The organism is Tunturiibacter empetritectus (genome assembly GCF_013410875.1).
GTDB lineage: Bacteria > Acidobacteriota > Terriglobia > Terriglobales > Acidobacteriaceae > Edaphobacter > Edaphobacter empetritectus.
The window spans coordinates 317738-338932 of sequence record NZ_JACCCU010000001.1 but is presented as its reverse complement, the minus strand read 5'-3'; the positions used below and the strand labels follow the sequence as shown (position 1 = coordinate 338932).

Here is a 21195-nt window from a genome sequence, read left to right as displayed (position 1 = left end):
ATGGGAATGTCCTGCCGGACGGGCCTCCCGCGCAGGGATCCCGTCCGGCAGGACAGATGTCAAGAGGCGGGATTCTGATCCGGCTTTGGCGGCGGCGGGAGGAGCAGCCGGCCGGCGATGCTTCGAATCGAGGCTCCGCGGCGGAGTTCGATGCCCTCGGGTCCGATAAAGAGGGTCCCGATAAGAGGAGCAATGTAGGCGCCGACAACCGCGGCAAAGACGATACCGAAGGCCGCGTAGGTTGCTGTGTAGACCATGTTGCCGATGTCGCCTTCTGGAGCGGTGTGGGTGTAGAGGACCAGGACCAGAAGTCCCCATGGGGTCTCTCGCGTATCTCCGCAGAGGGATTCGAAGACGAAGAAGAGGAGGAACCAGATGGCCGGTGCGAGGAGGAAGATGCCCTTCCATCCGATGAGATGGAAGGCGGTGGCGGTGGAGGAGAACGATACGCCGGTGGATTCGTCGTTTTCGCCTAGAAGGCCAACCTCGTGGGCGTAGATATTTCCGGCCAGCAATGCGGGTTTATTGGGCCAGATAAAGTGGGGGACGAGATTCTCGAAGGCTTCAACGATGGGGTAGATGCCAAAGTTTCCGAACTGCGCTGTGTGGTTGATGAGAGCGTCGTCGATCGAGATCATCTCAAGGCGGTCAAAGAATCCCTGGGAGTTGTTGTAGTAGCCGAGGATGCGTTCATCGTAGGAGCCGGCGGAGGTCAGGAGGTATTGTTCGCGGACGTACCCGAGATTGGAAAGGAGAGAGAACACTGTGGAGATGCTGACGCCGCCATTTTCTTCTCGATAGGTTCTTCCATATTGGGCATAGGGGACCAGGTACCGGAAGATAAAGATGGTGACGAGAATTCCGCCGAGAATCTGCGCTCGATTGAGTTTGTACTTCTGAGAAGCTATCGCCAGGAGCCAGCAGGCAAAGGGGGATAACATGCCTTCTTTGGAAAAGCCCAGGACGCCGAAGGCGAACATGAAAGATCCGGCGAGCAGAACCGGCAGATTGACGCTGCGCTTTCCGCCGCTGCGGCGGATGGTGTTGATGACCCCCAGGACGACCGCCAGGGACCAGAAACGATTGAGCTGGTTGAGAGCGCTGAGGACCGATCCGCTGCCGGCGGGGAAGACGACAAAGGCGATTTGGAGCAGGACGCCCGCGATGAGACTGCCGACGGTGGCTGTCTGCATCTTGGCGTCGGAGACCATCTTTCCCAGGAGCGCATGCCGTGGGGCGGATCTTTTGGTGAAGTAGACGGCGACCAGCATCATGCACATGCCGGCGAGTAGAACCCGGATGGTGAGCTCGGGGTCAAAGAGATTGGAGTCTGCCGCTTCGTCGAGGTACGCCTTCATGCAAAGGCCGACGATGACGCCGAGGACGGAGTTGAAGAAGATGAAGGCTCCGGAGGTTCGGGTGAATCCTCCTGCGACGTTGAAGGCATGCGTAGCGACGAGAATATAGAAGAAGCAGCAGAGCACGAAGGTAGGGCTGGTGCCTTGAGCGAGCTGGATGACCATGAGGGTCACCGCAAAGAAGAATACGGGGACGATCGGAATGCGTTCAGGAAATGGGAGGCGCACTCATTCTCTTTCTCAATCGGGTCGATTCCGCGAGGCGTGTGCTGGCAGGTGCGAAGCGTGCGGGTGATCGTCAAAAAGCTTTGGAAGAACTGGATCGAGGCTTCACCAGCGATGATAGCGATTGGCCGGGGGATCGTCAAAGCTATCCCACTTAAGGGGAGTATGGGGGATCACCGGGAAGTAACCGTTCTAAGTACCATGGTTCCAATGGGGTAGGCGAGTAGAGCATCCCCCAAAAGTGGCTTTGACTTTGACAAATGCTCAGGTCTATTCTTCGATCAATTAACGTGCGTTGGACTGGAGTTGTGGCGGTTCGCGCCGATTAGGGTTAGACGGAAGCCAAATGGAACGATTCGGCGTCGAGCTACGAAGGGAGCGCGAGAGACGGCAGGTCTCGATGGAGCGGGTCTCCACGGAGACCAAGGTTTCGCTGCGCCATCTGGAGGCGCTGGAGGCCGGGGAGTATGGCGAGCTGCCTGGTGGGGTCTTCCGAAAAGGTATTGTTCGCGGCTATCTGACGGCGGTGGGACTGGAGGAGTCGCCGTGGATGGAACGATTCGAGGCTAGTCTGCGGGAGAGCGGAGCAGATAGCCAAAATACCGACTGGACGGAGTTTGCTGAGAATGTACGGCGAAACCGAAGCGGCGGCGGGCAAAAGACGAACATGCGCTGGATGGGCGTTGGCTCCATGGTGACGATGCTGGGGGTTCTGGGCTGGGCGGTGTGGAAGTTCGCTCTGCATGGACGATTGATCCCGTAGCGCGATTCCTTTAGCTCGATCCAGAAGAGTTGCGGGAAGCTTGCATTCAGTTTCGGGTCTGGGTGGGCAGGATGAGTGTTTCGTGGAGTTCCCTACGATAAACGGGCGCGGCGTTGCCGCCTGATGCTGACCGCTTGATGCAGAATATGGCCGTTGAATGATCGTCCGACGCCGATGGATGTGTCTCTTTGCCCGGTTGACCTTTGCGCGGGTAAAATGAAGGGATGCATGCTGCTCCGGGCTAAGTGTCCGGGCAGGTACTCTTTGGAGGAGTTTTGGCTAAACGCGACCGTTTTCTGTTTACGAGTGAGTCTGTCACTGAGGGGCATCCGGATAAGATTGCCGATCAGATCTCCGATGCGATTCTGGACGCCTGTCTGGCGCAGGATCCCTATAGCCGCGTGGCGTGCGAGACGCTGACCTGTACGGGTCTGGTGGTGATCGCCGGGGAGATTACGACGAAGGCTTATGTCGATTTTCAGAGCCTGGTGCGGGGCACGGTTGCCGCGATTGGGTATGACAATGCGCTGTATGGGTTCGACTCGAATACCTGCTCGGTGATCTCGACGATCAATAAGCAGTCGGGCGATATCGCGATGGGCGTGGATACGGGCGGAGCGGGCGACCAGGGCATGATGTTCGGGTATGCGACGAACGAGACGCCGGAGCTGATGCCGACGCCGATCTCCCTGGCGCACAAGCTGGCGTACCGGTTGAGCGAGGTTCGCAAGAATGGCCTGATGGCTTACCTGCGGCCCGATGGCAAGAGCCAGGTGACGGTGGAGTATGACGCGGACAATAAGCCGAAGCGGGTGGATGCGGTTGTGATCTCGACCCAGCATGCTGAGAACGTTGGGAACGAAGAGCTGCGCGGGGATATTTTGAAGCACGTGATTCAGGCTGTGATTCCTGCGGCGCTGCTGGACCAGGATACGAAGTACCACATCAATCCGACGGGGCGGTTTGTGGTCGGCGGACCGATGGGCGATACGGGTTTGACGGGCCGGAAGATCATCGTGGACACGTATGGCGGCATGGGACGGCATGGCGGCGGAGCGTTCAGCGGTAAGGATGCGACGAAGGTGGACCGTTCGGCGGCTTATATGGCGCGGTATGTGGCGAAGAACATCGTCGCAGCTGGGCTGGCGGATCGCTGCGAGGTGCAACTGGCCTACGCGATTGGTGTGGCTGAGCCGGTGAGCGTGTTGGTGGATACGTTTGGCACGGGCAAGATTGACGAGTCGAAGTTGGAGGATCTGGTGCGGAAGAACTTCTCGCTGACGCCGAAGGGCATCATCGAAGGGCTCGATCTGCGCAAGCCGATCTTCAAGGCGACGGCTGCGTATGGTCACTTCGGCCGCAAGGGAGAGGGCTTTACGTGGGAGAAGACCGATAAGGCCGCTGCGCTGGCGGAGCAGGCTGGGGTGAAGCAGTTGGCTTCCCACTAGATTTTCTTCTGGATGGATTTGGAAAAGATGGCGGGTCTTCGGGCCTGCCCTTTTTTCTTGTCGTAGTCCTTGTTGTGGTCTAGTTTGAGGTTGGCCACGCCAACATCGCTACAGCGGCGACAGAGGACAGCTTTTCCCGATTGGAACCGTCGCGAGCCAAGGTGGACATGCCTTGAATGACGGCCATGATGTGACCGGCCAGGGCGTCTGCGTCGATCTTTGGCGTCAGCTTTCCTACTCTCTGATCTTGAAGTATTTTGTCTCGAAGACGCTTCTCGATGCGGATTCGAATCCGGGACAGAGCCTTCTGCACATCGGCCGCGACAGGCGAGCAGCTGATGGCCGAACTTGCCAGCAGACATCCTGCAGGAGTGGCTTCGTCCGTGAAGCCGATCGTGGCAGCATGCAGCAAACCGGCTGCCGCCGCCCGTGCCGTAGGGGCTTCCTCGATGATCGACTTTGAAGTCACCGGGCCGGAGACATAGCGATGAACGGCATCCAGGAAGAGTTGCTTCTTGTCACCGAAGGCGGTGTAGAGGGAGGGCGGGGTGATCCCCATAGCTTTGGTCAGATCGTTCACAGAGGTTGCTTCATATCCGTGCTGCCAGAAGAGCAGCATCGCCTGGTGCAACGCTGCTTCGCGATCAAACCCCAACGGCCTTCCAGGCTTGCGCCTAGCTGTTTGCTGAAGCGTTTTCATAGTTATTACTATTAAACACCTTGACATCATCTTGCAAGCGGAGTGTACTTATTTTCATAGCGAACACTAAGGAAACCATTATGCCTTTTACGAACTATCGCACTCTTGGCCGTTCCGGCCTCGTCGTCAGCCCAATCGCTCTTGGCACCATGACCTTCGGCACCGCACGGTGGGGGATGGATGAAGCTGGATCGAGCGCTGTGTTTAACGCCTATGTGGAGGCGGGCGGCAACTTCGTCGACACGGCGGATGTGTACGCTGGGGGCCGCAGTGAAGAGATGCTCGGTGGCTTCCTCGCTGAGCGGAAGTTGCGTGATCAGATCGTGGTCGCGACTAAGGCCGGGTTTGCGGCAGGCCAGGGTGTCCACGTGGGCGGGAATGGCGCGAAGCATCTCCACGCCGCTCTCGAAGGCTCGCTGAGACGGCTGCGAACCGACTACGTTGACTTGTTCTGGATTCACGTCTGGGACTCGGTTACGCCTGCCGAGGAGTTGCTCGAAAGCATGACCGCGCTGGTACGAGCGGGCAAGATCCGTTACTGGGGGATGTCGAATGCGCCTGCCTGGTATGTCGCGAAACTCGCGACGCTTGCCACGGTTCGGGGGCTTCCGGGTCCTATCGCCCTGCAGTATTTCTACTCTTTAGTAAATCGCGACCTAGAGGATGAGCATGTGCCGCTTGCGAAGGAGTTCGGGATGGGAGTTGTGCCCTGGAGCCCGCTTGCCTATGGACTGCTAACGGGCAAGTACGACCGCGCGACCGTTGAGGCGGCAGCGCCACGAGCGGGTGGGTTGCCACGAGATGCGGCTACAGGGAACGCGAAACGTCCTGATGGCGACAAGCGGCTTGATGGAGCAAATCCTTTCGGCAATTCGCTGTTTACGGAACGCAACTGGAAGATTGTGGAGGAGCTGAAGCGGGTTGCCGGAGAGGCTGGCCAGAGCCCTGCTCGCATGGCGCTGGCCTGGGTTTGCGGGAGGCCGGGCGTCACATCGACTCTGATGGGAGTGAGCCGGGCCGAGCAGGTGACCGACAATGGTGTGGCTTTGGACATCGTTCTTTCACCGGAACATCGCGCTGCACTGGATGCAGTGAGTGCACATGCCGATCCGAAGCTCTATAGTCTCTTCACACCCGCAGTGCGCCAACAGGTTGTGTTCGGTGGGAGTGCTGTCACGGCTTGGACATAAAGTCACGGCCTGAACATAGACCCGATGGGTTGGCGCGAAGTTCAAGTCCACAAAAGCGCATCGTTGCGCCTATGGGTTTGAGCCTGCCGGTTGATCTGCTTTTTGGTGGTGGGGTATTGGGGGAGATGCAGTAGACTGCTGGCTATCGCTTAATTTGCATCACACTTTAATACCAACCCCAGTAGAAAAGAGGGTATTGATGCTCGTTAAGTCTGAATACGATATTCAATTTCATCTTCCTATGCCTACGCCGATGGTGGCTATGCTGCATCTGCACCCTTCACTGAAGTCCCAGGTGAGGGCGGGCAATGAGCTGAAAGTTGAACACATTAACGGAGAGACTAAAAGCGATGTTCCGGTGTCGGAGTATCACGAGACTGATGTTCCGGTGTTGGAGTATCACGATGTGTTTGGGAACCGTTGCACGCGTTTTATGGCGCCGGCTGGTGGCATCCGATTGAGCGGGACCAGTGTTGTTGAGATGGAGGGGTTGGCGGACCCGATCAATGCGTATGCCCAGCAGGCTGCGGTGGAGGATCTGCCTTCGGAGGTGCTGCAGTTTCTGCTGGCGAGCCGGTACTGCGAGGTGGATAAGTTTGGGCCGATCGCGCAGGATCTGTTTGGGTGGATGACGCCGGGATGGACGAAGGCTTCGGCGATTCGCGACTGGGTGCACGAGAAGGTGATGTTCAACTACAAGACGGCACGGCCGACGAAGACGGCGATGGATGTGTTTACGGAGCGGGTGGGGGTGTGCCGGGACTATCAGCACCTGGCGATTACGCTGTCGCGTTGCCAGAATATTCCGGCTCGTTATGTGACAGGGTATCTGGGGGATATTCGCGCGCCGTTTAGCGGGCCGGGGGATTTCAGCGCGTGGTACGAGGTGTTTCTCGATGGGCGCTGGATGACGATGGATGCGCGACATAACGAACCGAGGATTGGACGGGTGTTGATGGCGGCGGGGCGGGATGCGGCGGATGTGGCGATTACGACTTCGTTCGGGAATGCGATTCTGACGAACTTTTATGTGGACAGCTACGAGGTGCTCGAGGATGGGACGACGGTGCCGAGTCTGCCGGGCACGATTGCGCAGGAGCCTATCGTGACTTCGTCGAATCGCGGCTCGGCGGGGGCGGTTCAGGGCTTCAGCGAGTAGCTCAGGGCTTCGCGGAGTAGAAGGTGTAGGTGGCGGTGTAGGGTACGCGGGCTACGGCGTCTGCGTGGCATTCATCACAGCCGGTGGTGGGGGCGATGCCGCCGTGGGTGTCGGAGCGACGGATAAAGTCGACTTTAGTGAGGATGCCGGTGCGGGCGGGGTTGACTGCTTTGAGAAGGAGCCAGGGAATGGAGGCAGGGTCGGGCGATGGGACTTTGACCTGGACGATGCCCTGGATGGAGCTGCTGTCCTGATAGTTCCAGACGGGGCCGTCGCCGTGGGTGGCGACTTCGTTGCCGGCGTCGTTGAAGAGGCGGGCAGCGGGTGCGGTGAAGAGCCATTGGTAGGAGTTTTCGTTGCGCTGACAGAGGTAGATCTGGGAGCCCTTCGCGTGGAGGGTAAGGATCGGCTGCTGGGGTAGCGGGGGGATGGTCTTGTCTTGGGCCCTTGCGGTGAGGGAGAGGGCAGAAAAAGTTGTGGCGAGAGTGACAGTTCGAATCATGCTTCGCATGAATTGAGTTTAGCTTGGACCGCGCGCGCGATTGAAGTGATCTGCATGATGTGAGTTTGGGTGACCGAAACGGAGTGTGCAGATTTGGCGGGGATGGGAGGATACTGGAATGACAGAGACCATGATGATGACCAGTGCAGCGAAGAGCGATGTGACGGTTCCGAGTTACTTTCCCGGGAAGCAGTGGCAGCAGGTGCTGGGGCGGGATAGGAGTGCGGATGGGCAGTTTGTGTATGCCGTGAAGTCTACGAAGGTTTATTGCAAGCCGAGCTGTGCGAGCCGGCGGCCTTCGCGGAAGAATGTGACGTTCTTCCCTACCCCGGCCCTGGCTGAGGCTGCTGGGTATCGTGCTTGCTTGCGGTGTGAGCCTGACCGGACCGAGGCGAAGGCCGATCCGCAGGCGGATGCGATTGCGGCGGTGACGGAGTATATGCGGGAGAATGCGGGCTCGGAGACGCGGACGCGATTGGCGGATGTGGCGAAGGCTACGGGCGTGGGCCGGTTGACGATTCTGCGCGGGTTCAAGCGGGTGCTGGGGGTGAGTCCGGGACAGTATGCGAAGGAGGCTCGGCTGGAGCGGTTCAAGACTAAGGTGAGAGAGCCGAAGAAGGTGAAGGCTCCAATTACGGATGCGATCTATGAAGCGGGGTTTGGGTCGAGCAGCAGGCTGTATGAGAAGAGTGCGGCGACGCTGGGGATGACTCCGCGGGTGATGCGGGAGGGTGGGGCTGGGCTGCTGATTCGATACTGCACGGCAGCTAGTCCGCTGGGACGGATGCTGGTGGCGACGACGGATGTGGGGATCTGCTCGATTGCTTTTGGGAAGGATGACAAGGAGTTAGTTGCTGGCTTGCGGGAGCAGTTCTCGAAGGCGCAGTTGGTGGTGGCTAAGGGAAATACTGGTTGGCTTGCGGATGCTGTGGCGTTCGTGTCGAGTCAGTTGGGGGAGCATCCGCTGGCGGCTACGTTTCCGTTGGACGTGAGGGCTACGGCGTTTCAGCAGCGGGTTTGGAAGGCACTACAGGCGATTCCGCGGGGAGAGACGCGGAGCTACTCGGAGGTGGCGTTGCAGCTTGGTGCGCCGACGGCTTCGCGTGCGGTGGCTGGGGCTTGCGGGGCGAATCCGATTGCGATTGCGGTGCCTTGCCATCGCGTGGTGGGCAAAGATGGGGCTATCACTGGATATCGTTGGGGCGTGGAGCGGAAGCGGCGGCTGCTGGAGGCGGAGCGAGCGTGATGAGCGTGGTAGGCTGCATAGAGTTGGATAGGGTCCACTGATGAGCGCGGTGATGAGTAAAGCGATACCGGATGGCGCGAAGAAGTGGCTTGTGGCGTTTCTTGGTGTGCTGCTCTTCTCTTTGCTTTTGGTGTTGGGAGATATTGTTGCGGCGTTCGTCTACTTTGCGGATAAAAGCAATCCGCTTTGGGTGACGTTGTTGGGTGTCGCGGGGGCATTTGGAGTTGCGGTTGGCTTCGGCGGATTTTTTCTGCTGATGGCAATCGCGGGTTGGCAGTCGCTTCGCGAGGCGCGGCGCGTGCAGGTGATTCCTCCTGTTCATCACGGCGGATCGACGAGTTAGTACGAAGAGGATCGGATGGAATCGACGGCTGCGGTGGATGGGCGGGCGCTTTACTCGAAGATTACGTGGCGGCTGATTCCTTATATTTTTCTGCTTTACATTGTGGCTTATCTGGATCGGGTGAATGTGGGGTTTGCTGCTTATGACCTGCAGCGGGATCTGCACTTCAGCAATACGGTGTATGGGACGGGCGCGGGGATTTTTTTTCTGGGGTCGGTGCTGTTCGATCTGCCTAGCAATTTGATGTTGACGCGCGTGGGGGCGCGGATGTGGATTGCGCGGATCATGATCTCGTGGGGCGTGATCTCGACCTGCATGATGTTTATGCACTCGAAGGAGTCGTTCTATGTGCTGCGGTTTTTGCTGGGGGTGAGTGAGGCGGGATTTTTTCCGGGGATGATTATCTATCTGACGTACTGGTTTCCTACGCAGGAGCGGGCGCGAGCGGTGGCGAAGTTTATGACGGCGACGTCGCTGGCGGGAGTGGTGGGTGGGCCGCTGTCGAGTTATCTGCTGAAGCTGGATGGTGTGGGTGGGTTGGCGGGGTGGCAGTGGTTGTTTGTGTCGGAGGGAGTTCCTACGGTACTGCTGGGGATTTCGGTTTTGTTTGTGCTAAAGGATGGACCGGCGAATGCGGGTTGGCTGCGGCCTGAAGAGCGCACATGGCTTGAGGGGGAGTTGCAGCGGGATAAGGAGCTGTCTGGTGCTTCGACACACCATCGGCTGCTCGATGCGTTTCGGCTGCCAGCTTTGTGGGTGCTGGCGGGTGTTTATTTTGTGAGCCAGGTGGGCGTGTATATCGTGAACCTTTGGATGCCGCTTATTCTGCAGAGCTTTTCGCATGGTGGGGACAGGGATGCAATTTTGATCGCGCGGTATGCGACGTTTCCTTATCTTGCTGCGGCGGCGATGACGGTGGTGGTGGGGTGGAGTTCGGATAAGCGGAAGGAGCGACGATGGCATATCGCTGGGTGCCTGACGTTGTCGGCGGTGGGGTTTGCTTGGGCGGCTTGGGCACATGCGCTGGTTGTGGCTTTGTGTGCAATGACGCTGGCGGCTATTGGGCTCTGGAGCATGATGGGGCCGTTCTGGACGCTGGCGACAAGCATGTTGAGTGGGACAGCGGCGGCTGGGGCTGTGGCGATTCTGCAGATGGTGGGTGGCGTAGGCGGATTTGCGGGCCCCTATATGACCGGGCGGCTGAGGGATGCTACGCAGAGCTTTACCGGCGGCCTTTATTTGATTAGTGCCATGGCTCTTGGTGCGGCGGGGCTGGCTTTGGTGGCTAGGAATCGACAGACGCCGATTGTTAATACGACTGCGCAATGATCGCTAAGCATTCCTGCCTTATGAGTTTTGTTGCTCATTGATTGCCGAAATTCTGGGTGACAAGTCCAGGCCTGGTCATCTCACTGAAAAGACTCAGGAAGAGTTCGATAGGGCAAATCGCTACTGCGCCTATTTCACGAGGGAGAAAAGCTGCGATGGTATTCTGGAGTAAGTAAAAATTCAGCATTTTGAGGTTTTTAGACATGGCGACAGCGACAGTCGATAAGGCAGCAGCAGGGGCGGATTACAAGGTAGCCGACATTTCTCTGGCGGATTTTGGCCGGAAGGAGATTGAGATCGCCGAGCAGGAGATGCCCGGGTTGATGTCGATCCGCAACAAGTATGCCGCGGGAAAGCCGCTGGCTGGCGTTCGCGTGACCGGCTCGCTGCATATGACGATCCAGACGGCTGTGCTGATTGAGACGATGGTAGCCCTGGGCGCGAAGGTTCGCTGGGCGAGCTGCAATATCTTCTCGACCCAGGACCATGCAGCGGCTGCGATTGCGGCGGCGGGTGTGGCGGTGTTTGCCTGGAAGGGCGAGACACTGGAGGAGTTCTGGTGGTGCACGAATGAGTCGCTGAAGTTTCCTGACAGTAAGGGCGGATTGCTCGGACCGCAGCTTGTGATCGACGATGGCGGCGATGTGACGCTGCTGATCCACAAGGGCGTTGATATGGAGAAGGGCGATAAATGGATTGATTCGCCTTCGAGCTCGACCGAAGAGGATGTGATCAAAGCTCTGTTGAAGAAGGTGCATGCGGAGACTCCGACACGTTGGCAGGATGTAGCGAAGGAGTGGCGCGGCGTTTCGGAAGAGACGACGACGGGCGTTCACCGGTTGTACAAGATGCTGGAGAAGGGCACGCTGCTGGTTCCTGCGATCAACGTCAATGATTCGGTGACAAAGTCGAAGTTCGATAACCTGTATGGCTGCCGCGAGTCGCTGGTGGATGGCATTAAGCGCGCGACCGATGTGATGGTTGCGGGCAAGGTCGCTGTGGTTTGCGGATATGGCGATGTAGGCAAGGGCTCGGCGGCTTCGCTGCGTGGTCTGGGGGCGCGAGTGATTGTGACGGAGATCGATCCGATCAATGCGCTGCAGGCTGCGATGGAGGGCTACGAGGTCACGACGATTGAGGAGACTCTTGGTCGTGGCGATATCTACGTGACCTGCACGGGGAATGTGGACATTATCACGGTGGAACACATGAAGCTGATGAAGGACCAGGCGATTGTGTGCAACATCGGCCACTTCGACAACGAGATTCAGATGGAGCCGCTGAATGCGCTGAAGGGCGTGAAGAAGCTGAACATCAAACCGCAGGTAGACAAGTACACGTTCGAGAACGGCAACAGCATCTTCGTTCTTGCTGAGGGACGGCTGGTGAACCTGGGCTGTGCGACCGGGCATCCGAGCTTTGTGATGTCGAATAGCTTTGCGAACCAGACGCTAGCGCAGCTTGATCTGTGGAAGAACAAAGATACGTACAAGATCGGAATCTACATTTTGCCGAAGAAGCTGGACGAAGAGGTTGCACGGCTGCACCTGGAGAAGATCGGCGTGAAGCTGACGACGCTCTCCAAGAAGCAGGCAGATTACCTGAGCGTTCCGGTGGAAGGACCTTACAAGGCGGATCACTACCGGTACTAAACTTCAAGACGAAACAAAGGGCCGCTGAGGAGTTCCTCGGCGGCCCTTTTGTTTTGCTGCATGGAGAGAACTAGGCAGATTGATTCAGTGTTCAGGTTTTCAGTTGAAGTTGCACCGTATTAGCGGGCCTTGTTGTTGTGCTTGTCGCGGTAGATGCGGCGGGACTCCTGATTCTGCTGGTGGTGGAGGGTCTGGCGATCGGATTTGGTGAGGTGGCCGTTGTCCTGGGCGCGCATGCCGCGCTCTTCCCGGTTGATGCCGGCTTCCTGATGCTCGAGGTGCGAGGTTTCGCCGGCAGTGAGTTGGCCGCTCTGAACACCCTGACCGATGCGCTGCTGCTGGTCGCCTTTGCGCTGGTTGATGTTGTAGTCGTTCTGGCCGGGGGTTGGAGTCTGCGCGAATATGGCAGCGGGGGCGAGAGTGAGAGTGGCGATGAGGGCAAGTTTGGTAAAGCTCATATTGGCGCTCCTGTGATCTTCCTGCGGCGGCTTCGATCTTGCTGCTGCCGCCTACGGAGGGAATAGACACAGGGGTTTTGCGGGTGTTGTGGTGAGTCGGAGAAGTATATTTTTTTTAAATGCCGCGACTTTAGAGCTTTCTGAGGGTATGCGCGAGGCTTATAGGGGGTCGTTCGGTACTGGTCCGGGGCTAATTGGCGGCGGGATCAAAGTCGCTGGCCGTGATGACCTGGAGGCCAGGTGCGGAAGGCTGCTGCGGGTCGATAAGGATGATGGTGCGGGCGGCACCTGAGGGATAGGTGACCTGAGGGCCGCTGTAGATCGCGAGAGACGGCGTGGGTGGAATGGTTCCGGCGGGCATCGCGACCAAGGAGTAGGCGCCCGCCGGGAGGTTGAGGTAGCCGGTGTTGGCTCCGAAGAGAGTGTTGGCGACGGTGGGGGCGACTGCGACGAGTCTCTGGCCGGCGGGGACGAGGTAGATGTCGATGGGGCCGGAGTGGGTGGCCTGGTTGAGGAAACGGAGTGCGATCTGGCCGGCGGGTGCGGGCTGGCTCTGGTCGGTGAGGGTGAGCTGCTGCAGGCTGGCGGCGGTGCTGCCGATCAAAACCGTGTACTGGCCGGAGGTCGCGAAGTTCGCCTTGGATGCGGAGAGGACCTGCCTGGTTCCGGCGGTGTTGGCGGCGATTGTTTCGTTGCCGGGCGAAAGGGGAATGTAGGAGGTGACGGTGCCGAAGCCGAGATTGTGAGCGAGTGCGTTGGGGCCCTGGTAGATATCGAGTCTAGGAGCGTCGGGTGAGGCCGTGACGACGCGCAGCTGGGGCACGGGGGTACTGCTGATGATGGCGCCGCAACCGGTAAGTGCGAGCAAGAGCGCTGCGGCTCCAACGACACGGGTGATGGGACGGACGAGTGAAGTGATGTTGAACATAGATCGTCGAACCATTTAAATCCAGAAGGACATCAGGGGACATCGGTGCTGTGTCGGTTGAACTTTGGCTGCCCTGCCTTCACTCTACTTGATTTCGTCGCGCCGGCGAAGGCAGAGTGAAGGGCGGTTATGACCCATCTGTGGGATTACGAAGGATTTATCGATTTTTATTGATGGCGTCTTTTTTGCGGCCGGACTAAGCGTGGGTGCGGCCGATGGTGCAGACGAGGAGAGTCATGTCGTCGTGTTGAGGAGCTCCGTCGGTGAACTTATCGGCGGCGTCGAAGATGCAGGTGAGGAGTTGGTCAGCGGTTGTGGTGCAGTCGGGGCGGGAGAGGAGGTGTCTGGCGGAGGCAAGCATGTTGTCTTCGCCCCACTCTTCGTCGCTGTGGTTCATGGCTTCGGAGATGCCGTCGGTGAAGGCGAGGAGAACATCGCCGGGATGTAGTTGGAGGGTGGCCTGGGAGTATTCGGAGTGAGCGAGAAGGCCTACTACCGTTCCGGTGGCTTCGAGAGCGATGGTTTCGGCGCCACGGAGGACGTAGGGCGGGTTGTGTCCGGCGTTGACGTAGGTGAGGAGATGGTTGACGGGATCATATTCGGCGTAGAAGAAGGTGGCGTAGCGGCTGGCGGTGGAGGACTCATAGACCATGTCGTTGACGCGGGAGATCAGAGTACCCAGATCACCCTGCCGCAGGCCGGCGATGCTGCGAAGGCTGGCGCGGAGGCTAGCCATGACAAGAGAGGCGGAGATGCCCTTGCCTGAGATGTCGCCGAGTGCGAGAGCGAGAGGAGCTTCGTCTGCGGAGGTTGAGGGAAGGAGAAAAAAGTCGTAGTAGTCGCCGCCGACGACCTGCGCTGGACGACAGAAGCCAGCGAGGTCGACGCCGGAGACTTTGGGACAAGTCTGCGGAAAGAGGCGCTCCTGAACCTCACGGGCGATCTCGAGCTCGCGGGAGATGCGTTCGCGATGAGTGACCTCTGTGGTGAGGTTTTCAAATAGCTCGGCGTTTTCAAGAGCGAGGCCGGTTTGGGAGGCGATGGTCTGGAGAAGCTGGCGGTCGGTTTTGCTGTACGGCTCCTGGGAACTCTTGGGGCCGAGAGCGATGACTCCGGCGAGACGGGTGCGGCCGGGCAGAGGGACGAGAAGTTCGGTGGAGAGATCGTTGAGGGCGTTGCGTTCGGCGTCGGTGGCGTCGATGAGCCAGCTGGAGGGGTCGTCGCGATAGACGTTGGCGGGGGCTTTGGCGCGGCTGAGTGTGGTGATGGTGGTTGAGGCCGCCGGGAGTGAGAAGATCTGGGCTGCGCCGGCGACCATGGGCATTCCGGTGGCTAGCTCGAGATGATAGGTATCACCGGAGCGAAGGAAGACGGCGATGCGGTCGATGTGGAGGGTGGAGCCCAGGCGGCGTGTGATGGTTTCGAGGAGCGGGGTGACTTCAGTGAAGTTGCGGGCTTCGTCGGAGAGCTCGGAGAGGAGCTGCTCGGTGGAGTAGGCCTCGCGGAAGAAGCGCTGGTCAATCATCTTTTGCAGGCGATTCGAGAGGAGAAAACGGAAGGCGAAGAAGACTCCGATGATGAGGAAGATGCGGATGATGTCGTTGCGCTGATGATCCGGGTGTCTGAAGAAGTCGTTGAGGGAGAAGGCCATCCAGATAGCAAGCGCAACTCTTATCATCGTGAGAGATTCGCGGGCGAAGGCGTAGCGGGTTCCCTGGCGGATGATGATGCGAAGGTCCATTGCACGTTGTACGACGACAACGTAAGCAAGAGAGAGCGGGAACAGAAGAAGAATGAAGAATACAGCGATATTGACCCACTCAGGTATGCCCTGACCGAAGTCGGTTCGTTTGTAGAGGCAGTACAGGAGAACGAGAAAGAACGGCGTGAGACCGATAGAAGCCCCAAAGTAGAGGATGCGGAGGCGGCGGCGGGCATCTCCGGTAGCCTGCCCGATCTTTGGACCCAGATTAAAGAAGAACCAACTGATTGCCAGGGCGCTGAGGATATTTTCAGCTATGTTGATGTCGAAGATATAAGGCGCTATCCACGAGATCGAAGCAAAGCTCCACATGTCGCCGTAGTTGGCGATGAAATCCGTGGAGGTCAGGAGCATGAGCGGAATCGCTATGAACCATTTGACCCAGGGCAGTTTGATATCGAGTTGTGAACGCTCGGGAAAGTAGACCCCGAAGAACATGAGGCAGATTGGCATGGCAGATTGAGCCACGATGTTCCAGATCAAAGCGACGACCAGAAGATAGGGTCCGGTGATCAGGGTCGGGTTGATGATGAGAGCGTTGAAGTAGCCGAGAACGCCCAGAATCAGCCAAGCGTTTAGATTTCTCGGACGAGCAAAGACCACCCACATACCCAGGAGAAGACAGAAGAAGGGCAGTACGGGGACCACCACGTTGATTGCGTTTTCGAGGGGCGACCGCTTCCTGTACTGGACCGCAGCCAGCCGAATGCTCGTCGATCTGATTGCTGCGTCGGCGCCGCGGCGATAGGTAATGGACATTGTGTCGCCCGGCGAAGTGCTACGAATTTGACCGAGAAGCATACTGCGGCTGGTGTACGGCTGGCCGTTGATTGTGAGCACGGTATCGAAGGGTTTGAGGCCGGCGGCAAGAGCCTCTTCGCGGAGGTTGGTCGTTGTGGCCAAACGCATGCCACTTTCGAATGGGGCTTGCACAATGGACTGGCCATGTACCAGGACGTCGAAATCGCGAATTCCAGCACCGTAGGCATGAAGGAGCGCGAACGCGGCTACCAGGGCGAGAAAGAAGTATTGGAGGCGTGCGGATCTCTGGGGCATAGGCCAGTTGGAGAGATGGTAGCAGCGATGTCAAGGGTTGAAGAGGGTTAAAAGAGACAGGCATCCTTGCCTGGATGCCCGTCCGTGTAGCGTTCTACGTGCGCCTATTTCTTGGGGTGGCTGGCGATGATCTGGTCCTTGATCTTGTTGTAGGTGGCCTGCGGGAGGACGCCCTTGGTGACGAGCTGATTCTTTGCGGTGTAGGGGCGGCCGTCGATGATGCGCTTGGAGTAGGCATCGCCAATACCCGGGAAGGCCTTGAGTTGGTCGGCGGTGGCGGTGTTGATGTCCAGCGGTGCCGTGGCTGCGGCTGCGGCGGGTGTGCCTGCTTTGGATCCCTGGGCGACCGAGAAAATCGGGGCGACGGAGAGCAATAGTGCTGCGGCGAGAAGTTTGTGGCGCAGATTGAGCATCTTGGAATCTCCTACTTTGGGCTGAATGCTTTACAGCGGAAGAGTACGAGAGTGTACGGGCTGCGTCAACGGACAAGTTTCGGGACTGCTGACTTTAAAGCTACGGTCGGGCTGGTGCGGTTTGACTTCTCCAAGGTTTGACTTCTCTGGGCTTGAACGCTACCCTGAATGGGAGATGAGCAGGTTGCACCTCCATCACGGCCATTCGCATCATCACGCAGAGAGCGTGTTGGCGGCTATGTCCGGAGTGGCGAAGTAACGAACGCTTACTAAGGATTTCGAAAGGCCCGCTGACGCGCATACCGCGAGCGGGCTTTTTTGTTGCGTGGCGCGGCCAGGGAATGCATCAAGGAAGACAGAAAGGATCGATACCGTGACGATAGATTTTGCAAAGATGGATGGGCTGGTTCCGGGGATTGTTCAGGATGCGAAGACCGGGGAGATGCTAATGCTCGGTTTTTTGAATGAGATGAGCTACGTGAAGACGCTTGAGAGCGGGTTTGTCACATTCTGGAGCCGGACTCGGCAGAAGCTTTGGATGAAGGGCGAGACGAGCGGCAATCGGCTGCGGGTGATTGAAGCCTCGACCGACTGTGACAACGATGCGCTGCTATTCAAGGTGCAAGTGGAAGGGGATGGGCTGGTTTGTCACGAGGGTACGGTGAGCTGCTTTACGAAGAATATTGCAATGGAGGCGAAGTGAGCGAGACGAAGCGACTGAAGCTGGGAGTTCCGAAGGGCAGTTTGCAGGATGCGACGATTGCCCTGTTTGAGCGGGCTGGTTGGCGGATCTTCGCGAACGGGAGGAGCTACTTCCCTTCTATCGACGACGCGGAGATTGAGTGCATGCTGGTGCGGGCACAGGAGATGGCGCGGTACGTGGAGCATGGGGCGCTCGATGCTGGACTGACGGGCAACGACTGGGTGCTTGAGAATGAGACCGACGTGAAGTATGTCACGAGTCTGACGTACTCGAAGCAAAGCCGGCAGAAGGTGAAGTGGGTGCTGGCGGTGCCAGAGGATTCGCCGTTCCAGAAGCCGGAGGATCTGGCGGGCAAGATTATTGCTACGGAGCTGGTTGAGTTTACGAAGCGGTACTTTGCCGGAAAGAAGATACCGGTGACGGTGGAGTTTAGCTGGGGGGCGACGGAAGTGAAGCCTCCTACGCTAGCGGATGCAATTGTGGAGGTGACAGAGACGGGTTCGTCGCTGCGGGCGAACCGGCTGAGGATTATCGAGACGCTGATGGAGAGCGAGACGCAGTTGATTGCTAATAAGACGGCGTACAAAGATGCGTGGAAGCGGGAGAAGATTGAGAATATCTCGCTGATGCTGAATGCAGCGATTGCTGCGCAGGGACGGGTCGGTTTGATGCTGAATGCGCGAAAGGCTGATCTGGAGAAGATCGTAGGTGAATTACCTGCGTTGAATTCGCCGACTGTGTCGCAGCTGAGCGATCAGGAGTGGGTTGCGCTGAATACGATTTTGGATGAAGCGTTGGTTCGCGAGGTGATTCCGAAGCTGAAGGCTGCGGGAGCTACTGGAATTGTTGAGTATCCGCTGAGTAAGGTTGTGTTGTAGAAGATCGTTTCTGGATTCGGTAGTGATTTGTCTCTGGAGTTGCGGGATGAAGATGGTAAAGACCTTTGGCCGTGGCAAAGCAGCGGCGGATGCGTTGATTGAGTCGCTGGAGCGGCGAGGCGCGATGAACACGGCGCGCGTGGAGCCGGTGGTGCGACGCATTCTCGCAGCGGTGCGTAGGGGGGGCGATCGAGCTTTACTGAAGTACGCTGCGGAGTTTGATGGGCTTGCAAAGGGTCAGTCGCTGCTGGTGTCTCGTGATGAGATGAAGGCTGCATGGGATTCGACTGCGCCAGCGCTGCAAGCGGCGATGATGGTGGCGCGGGGAAATATTCTGGCGTTCGCCGAGGCGCAGTTGCCCCGGGAGTGGACGATCTCTCCAGTAGATGGAGTCAGGACGGGACAGATTGTGCGGCCACTGGGCAGCGTTGGCTGCTATGTGCCGGGAGGACGCTATCCGCTGCCTTCAACGTTGTTAATGACGGTGATCCCCTCGCAGGTCGCAGGGGTGGAACGGATTGTGGTGTGCTCGCCGAAGCCTGCAAAAGAGACGATGGCTGCGGCTTGGTTGGCTGGGGTGACGGAACTTTATCGAGTTGGCGGGGCGCAGGCGATTGCGGCGATGGCGTATGGCACGGCTACGATTGAGCGAGTCGACAAGATCGTTGGTCCGGGAAATCTGTATGTGACGGCGGCGAAGGTGTTGGTTTCGGATGAGTGCGGGATCGATATGCCGGCGGGCCCAACGGAAATTGTAGTGACGAGTGAATCTGGGGACGCAGAGGGGATCGCGGCAGATCTGGTTGCTCAGGCAGAGCACGACCCGGAGACGCTGGCGGTTTTGATTACGAGTAAAGAAGCTTTGGCCAAAAGCGTTGCAGCTGAGGTGAAGCTGCGAGCGCGCAGCAATTCCATCGCAAGGCAGTCCTTGGCGGCGCGGGGATGCATATTTGTAACATCTTCGGTTCGCGATGCGCAAGAGCTGACAAATCGGCTCGCACCGGAACATCTGAGTGTTGACTCGGAGACTGATCTGAAGTGGGTTCGCAACGCTGGGTCCATCTTTGTTGGCGAGTACACGCCGCAATCGATGGGAGATTATGTCTCTGGCCCTAATCATGTGTTACCTACAGGACGCTACGGACGAATCCGGGGAGGCTTGAGCGTGATGGATCTTGTAAAAGTGATTACGGTTCAGCAGTACACGAAAGCGGGGTTAAAGAAGATGGGACCCCATGCAGTTACGCTAGCTGAAGCTGAGGGACTGAAAGGGCATGCAGAGAGCGTGCTGGTGAGGATGAGATGAGTCTTGTTACCGATATGGTTACAGGTAAAAATATTGTGCAGCCGCGTAAAGCAGTATTAGAGATGCCGGAGTATTACCCGCCGCTCGCTGGACGGGATGCTTTACGCCTGGACTTTAACGAGAACACATTCGCTCCCTCGCCGCGTGTGATGGAGACGTTGTTGGCGCTGACGGCGGAGGGACTGACGAAGTATCCCGAAAGGGAACCGGTGGAGAGAATTGTCGCAACGCACTTCGGATTGAAGACAGAACAGGTGCTGCTGACGAACGGCGTCGATGAAGCGATTCACCTGATGTGTGTGGCGTTTCTCGAGGCGGATGACGAAGCGCTGATTGCCACTCCAACGTTTTTTATGTATGACGTGAGCGTCAAAATGATGACGCCTCACCTGCGAAAGGTACAGGCGGATGCGACGATGGAGTTTCCATTCGAACGCTTCATGTCTGCGATTACGGAGAAGACAAAGCTGATCATCATTGCTTCTCCGAACAACCCGACGGGTGCTGCAGTGAGCAGGGAGAACCTACTGGCGATCGCCGCTGCGGCGCCTCAGGCTGTAGTGATGGTTGATGAGGCTTACTATCACTTTCACGGCGAATCGACGATGGAAGATCTGGCGACGGTGCCGAATCTGATCGTGGCCAGGACGTTTTCAAAGGCTTATGGACTTGCGAATCTGCGCGTTGGCATGTTGGCTGGGAATGCAGAGCTTCTGAAGAGTGTGCGGAAGGTGTCTTCTCCGTACAACGTGAATGGAGTAGCGCTGGCTTGTCTGCCAGCTGCGATTGCCGACGAGGGATACCTTTCCTGGTATACCGAGCAGGTTCGTGCTGGCCGAGAGCGCATGATGGAAGGGCTGCGAGAGCTGGGGGTTCCCTTCTTTCCCAGTCATGCGAACTTTGTCTTGATGAATATTGGGCCAAGGCATGCGGTGCTGGTGGACACGATGAGAAGGCACGGTGTTCTATTGCGCGATCGATCTACTGATCCTGGATGTGTGGGTTTTGTGCGTATCACTATCGGGGTCGAAGACCACGTAACGCTTGGACTGGCGGCGCTGAAGGCCTCGCTGCGGGAGATTGGATGGAAGAAGGAGCAGGCGAGCGAGTCGGCGAGTCAGCAAGTCGGCAGTGAAGATAGGGAGTTTGAGTGATGGCGGAGCGCATTCGGACGGCGACGGTAAAACGAGATACGAACGAGACGCAGATTGCGTTGGAGCTCGTCGTCGATGGACAGGGCGTGTACAAGGTGTCGACAGGGATTCGTTTTTTTGACCACATGCTGGAGTTATTTACACGCCATGGGGGGTTCGACCTGACGCTAAAGTGCACCGGCGATCTCGATGTCGACCAGCATCATACCGTGGAAGATGTGGGGATTGCTTTGGGGGAGGCTTTTGGCAAAGCACTGGGCGATAAGAAAGGCATCATGCGCGCCGGATACTTTGTGATGGCTATGGATGAGACGCTAGCTGTCGCGGCGGTGGATCTTAGTGGACGAGTTGCTTATGTTGTCGACGATAAAGTGAAAGTTCGTTTAGTCGGAGATTTCCAGAGCGAGTTGCTGGCCGATTTCTTTGATGGATTCGCTCGTGGGGCGAAGGCAAACGTTCATGTGAAGACGATGTATGGACGCAGCAATCATCACAAGATCGAGGCGATCTTTAAAGCGTTCGCACGGGCGTTGCGCGGAGCTTGTTCGCGAGATGAGCGGATGAGAGAGATGTTACCGAGTACCAAGGGACTGCTTTGATTTTGTGTTTACCCATGAGAAAT

The 21195-nt window shown here is 57.9% G+C and carries 20 protein-coding genes; 13 read left to right on the top strand and 7 right to left on the bottom strand.

Going from position 1 to position 21195, the window contains the following annotated elements; genetic code table 11:
- Positions 1-59: 59 nt before the first annotated feature.
- Positions 60-1586, bottom strand: a complete 1527-nt coding sequence (locus tag HDF08_RS01430; RefSeq protein ID WP_179636665.1) for a hypothetical protein — start codon at positions 1584-1586, stop codon at positions 60-62.
- Between the two features lie 343 nt (positions 1587-1929).
- Here HDF08_RS01430 and HDF08_RS01425 point away from each other — a divergent pair, with 343 nt between their 5' ends.
- Complete coding sequence (locus tag HDF08_RS01425) at positions 1930-2346, top strand: helix-turn-helix domain-containing protein (RefSeq protein WP_179636664.1); 417 nt, start codon at positions 1930-1932, stop codon at positions 2344-2346.
- Between the two features lie 275 nt (positions 2347-2621).
- Positions 2622-3794, top strand: a complete 1173-nt coding sequence (gene metK, locus HDF08_RS01420; RefSeq protein WP_179636663.1) for a methionine adenosyltransferase — start codon at positions 2622-2624, stop codon at positions 3792-3794.
- A gap of 79 nt (positions 3795-3873) precedes the next feature.
- Here metK and HDF08_RS01415 read toward each other — a convergent pair whose 3' ends face one another.
- The gene (locus HDF08_RS01415) at positions 3874-4494 is read right to left on the bottom strand and encodes a TetR/AcrR family transcriptional regulator (RefSeq protein ID WP_179636662.1); all 621 of its coding nucleotides are present in this window, start codon (positions 4492-4494) and stop codon (positions 3874-3876) included.
- A gap of 80 nt (positions 4495-4574) precedes the next feature.
- Here HDF08_RS01415 and HDF08_RS01410 point away from each other — a divergent pair, with 80 nt between their 5' ends.
- Together HDF08_RS01410 and HDF08_RS01405 are read left to right on the top strand one after the other, a co-directional pair.
- Complete coding sequence (locus HDF08_RS01410) at positions 4575-5684, top strand: aldo/keto reductase (protein WP_179636661.1); 1110 nt, start codon at positions 4575-4577, stop codon at positions 5682-5684.
- A gap of 199 nt (positions 5685-5883) precedes the next feature.
- On the top strand, positions 5884-6843 hold the full coding sequence (locus HDF08_RS01405; RefSeq protein ID WP_179636660.1) for a transglutaminase-like domain-containing protein: 960 nt from the start codon (positions 5884-5886) through the stop codon (positions 6841-6843).
- Position 6844: 1 nt separating this feature from the next.
- Here HDF08_RS01405 and HDF08_RS01400 read toward each other — a convergent pair whose 3' ends face one another.
- Entirely contained in the window at positions 6845-7345 is a 501-nt protein-coding gene (locus HDF08_RS01400; protein WP_179636659.1) for a DUF3455 domain-containing protein, read from the bottom strand.
- A 118-nt stretch (positions 7346-7463) separates the two neighbouring features.
- Here HDF08_RS01400 and HDF08_RS01395 point away from each other — a divergent pair, with 118 nt between their 5' ends.
- The 4 genes from HDF08_RS01395 (at position 7464) to ahcY (ending at position 11915) form a co-directional block, all read left to right on the top strand.
- Positions 7464-8591, top strand: coding sequence for a bifunctional transcriptional activator/DNA repair enzyme AdaA (locus tag HDF08_RS01395; protein WP_306459654.1), 1128 nt, complete (start codon positions 7464-7466; stop codon positions 8589-8591).
- Between the two features lie 52 nt (positions 8592-8643).
- Complete coding sequence (locus HDF08_RS01390; RefSeq protein ID WP_179636658.1) at positions 8644-8934, top strand: hypothetical protein; 291 nt, start codon at positions 8644-8646, stop codon at positions 8932-8934.
- A gap of 15 nt (positions 8935-8949) precedes the next feature.
- Positions 8950-10263 carry an MFS transporter gene (locus HDF08_RS01385; RefSeq protein ID WP_179636657.1) on the top strand — a complete coding sequence of 438 codons (1314 nt, stop codon included), beginning with the start codon at positions 8950-8952 and terminating at the stop codon, positions 10261-10263.
- Positions 10264-10466: 203 nt separating this feature from the next.
- On the top strand, positions 10467-11915 hold the full coding sequence (gene ahcY / locus HDF08_RS01380) for an adenosylhomocysteinase (RefSeq protein WP_179636656.1): 1449 nt from the start codon (positions 10467-10469) through the stop codon (positions 11913-11915).
- A 119-nt stretch (positions 11916-12034) separates the two neighbouring features.
- Here ahcY and HDF08_RS01375 read toward each other — a convergent pair whose 3' ends face one another.
- The 4 genes from HDF08_RS01375 to HDF08_RS01360 all read right to left on the bottom strand — a co-directional run bounded on the left by HDF08_RS01375 (position 12035) and on the right by HDF08_RS01360 (position 16532).
- Entirely contained in the window at positions 12035-12373 is a 339-nt protein-coding gene (locus HDF08_RS01375) for a hypothetical protein (protein ID WP_179636655.1), read from the bottom strand.
- 190 nt (positions 12374-12563) lie between these two features.
- On the bottom strand, positions 12564-13316 hold the full coding sequence (locus HDF08_RS01370) for a DUF4397 domain-containing protein (protein WP_257030823.1): 753 nt from the start codon (positions 13314-13316) through the stop codon (positions 12564-12566).
- A 181-nt stretch (positions 13317-13497) separates the two neighbouring features.
- The gene (locus HDF08_RS01365) at positions 13498-15972 is read right to left on the bottom strand and encodes a PP2C family protein-serine/threonine phosphatase (protein WP_179636654.1); all 2475 of its coding nucleotides are present in this window, start codon (positions 15970-15972) and stop codon (positions 13498-13500) included.
- 251 nt (positions 15973-16223) lie between these two features.
- The gene (locus HDF08_RS01360; RefSeq protein WP_179636653.1) at positions 16224-16532 is read right to left on the bottom strand and encodes a ComEA family DNA-binding protein; all 309 of its coding nucleotides are present in this window, start codon (positions 16530-16532) and stop codon (positions 16224-16226) included.
- A 364-nt stretch (positions 16533-16896) separates the two neighbouring features.
- Here HDF08_RS01360 and hisI point away from each other — a divergent pair, with 364 nt between their 5' ends.
- From hisI to hisB, 5 genes are read left to right on the top strand one after another with little or no spacing between them, the layout of a single operon-like run.
- On the top strand, positions 16897-17235 hold the full coding sequence (hisI, locus tag HDF08_RS01355; RefSeq protein ID WP_179638717.1) for a phosphoribosyl-AMP cyclohydrolase: 339 nt from the start codon (positions 16897-16899) through the stop codon (positions 17233-17235).
- The gene (hisG, locus tag HDF08_RS01350) at positions 17232-18113 is read left to right on the top strand and encodes an ATP phosphoribosyltransferase (protein WP_179636652.1); all 882 of its coding nucleotides are present in this window, start codon (positions 17232-17234) and stop codon (positions 18111-18113) included. The genes hisI and hisG overlap by 4 nt, the downstream gene beginning before the upstream one ends.
- Before the next feature lie 46 nt (positions 18114-18159).
- The gene (gene hisD, locus HDF08_RS01345) at positions 18160-19419 is read left to right on the top strand and encodes a histidinol dehydrogenase (protein ID WP_179636651.1); all 1260 of its coding nucleotides are present in this window, start codon (positions 18160-18162) and stop codon (positions 19417-19419) included.
- Positions 19416-20573 carry a histidinol-phosphate transaminase gene (gene hisC / locus HDF08_RS01340; RefSeq protein ID WP_179636650.1) on the top strand — a complete coding sequence of 386 codons (1158 nt, stop codon included), beginning with the start codon at positions 19416-19418 and terminating at the stop codon, positions 20571-20573. Before hisD ends, hisC begins: the two co-directional genes overlap by 4 nt.
- Positions 20573-21172 (top strand): imidazoleglycerol-phosphate dehydratase HisB, encoded by a 600-nt coding sequence (gene hisB / locus HDF08_RS01335; RefSeq protein WP_179636649.1) that lies wholly within the window; start codon positions 20573-20575, stop codon positions 21170-21172. Before hisC ends, hisB begins: the two co-directional genes overlap by 1 nt.
- The last annotated feature ends 23 nt before the right edge of the window (positions 21173-21195 follow it).

Bases quoted from the DNA above. Each gene is read 5' to 3' on its own strand.
- HDF08_RS01365 (WP_179636654.1), bottom strand. From the start codon at position 15,972: ATGCGTTTGGCCACAACGACCAACCTCCGCGAAGAGGCTCTTGCCGCC.
- HDF08_RS01425 (WP_179636664.1), top strand. From the start codon at position 1,930: ATGGAACGATTCGGCGTCGAGCTACGAAGGGAGCGCGAGAGACGGCAG.
- HDF08_RS01415 (WP_179636662.1), bottom strand. From the start codon at position 4,494: ATGAAAACGCTTCAGCAAACAGCTAGGCGCAAGCCTGGAAGGCCGTTG.
- HDF08_RS01395 (WP_306459654.1), top strand. From the start codon at position 7,464: ATGACAGAGACCATGATGATGACCAGTGCAGCGAAGAGCGATGTGACG.
- hisD (WP_179636651.1), top strand. From the start codon at position 18,160: ATGAAGATGGTAAAGACCTTTGGCCGTGGCAAAGCAGCGGCGGATGCG.
- HDF08_RS01390 (WP_179636658.1), top strand. From the start codon at position 8,644: ATGAGTAAAGCGATACCGGATGGCGCGAAGAAGTGGCTTGTGGCGTTT.
- hisB (WP_179636649.1), top strand. From the start codon at position 20,573: ATGGCGGAGCGCATTCGGACGGCGACGGTAAAACGAGATACGAACGAG.
- hisC (WP_179636650.1), top strand. From the start codon at position 19,416: ATGAGTCTTGTTACCGATATGGTTACAGGTAAAAATATTGTGCAGCCG.
- HDF08_RS01360 (WP_179636653.1), bottom strand. From the start codon at position 16,532: ATGCTCAATCTGCGCCACAAACTTCTCGCCGCAGCACTATTGCTCTCC.
- HDF08_RS01400 (WP_179636659.1), bottom strand. From the start codon at position 7,345: ATGATTCGAACTGTCACTCTCGCCACAACTTTTTCTGCCCTCTCCCTC.
- HDF08_RS01405 (WP_179636660.1), top strand. From the start codon at position 5,884: ATGCTCGTTAAGTCTGAATACGATATTCAATTTCATCTTCCTATGCCT.
- HDF08_RS01410 (WP_179636661.1), top strand. From the start codon at position 4,575: ATGCCTTTTACGAACTATCGCACTCTTGGCCGTTCCGGCCTCGTCGTC.
- ahcY (WP_179636656.1), top strand. From the start codon at position 10,467: ATGGCGACAGCGACAGTCGATAAGGCAGCAGCAGGGGCGGATTACAAG.
- HDF08_RS01375 (WP_179636655.1), bottom strand. From the start codon at position 12,373: ATGAGCTTTACCAAACTTGCCCTCATCGCCACTCTCACTCTCGCCCCC.
- HDF08_RS01370 (WP_257030823.1), bottom strand. From the start codon at position 13,316: ATGGTTCGACGATCTATGTTCAACATCACTTCACTCGTCCGTCCCATC.
- HDF08_RS01385 (WP_179636657.1), top strand. From the start codon at position 8,950: ATGGAATCGACGGCTGCGGTGGATGGGCGGGCGCTTTACTCGAAGATT.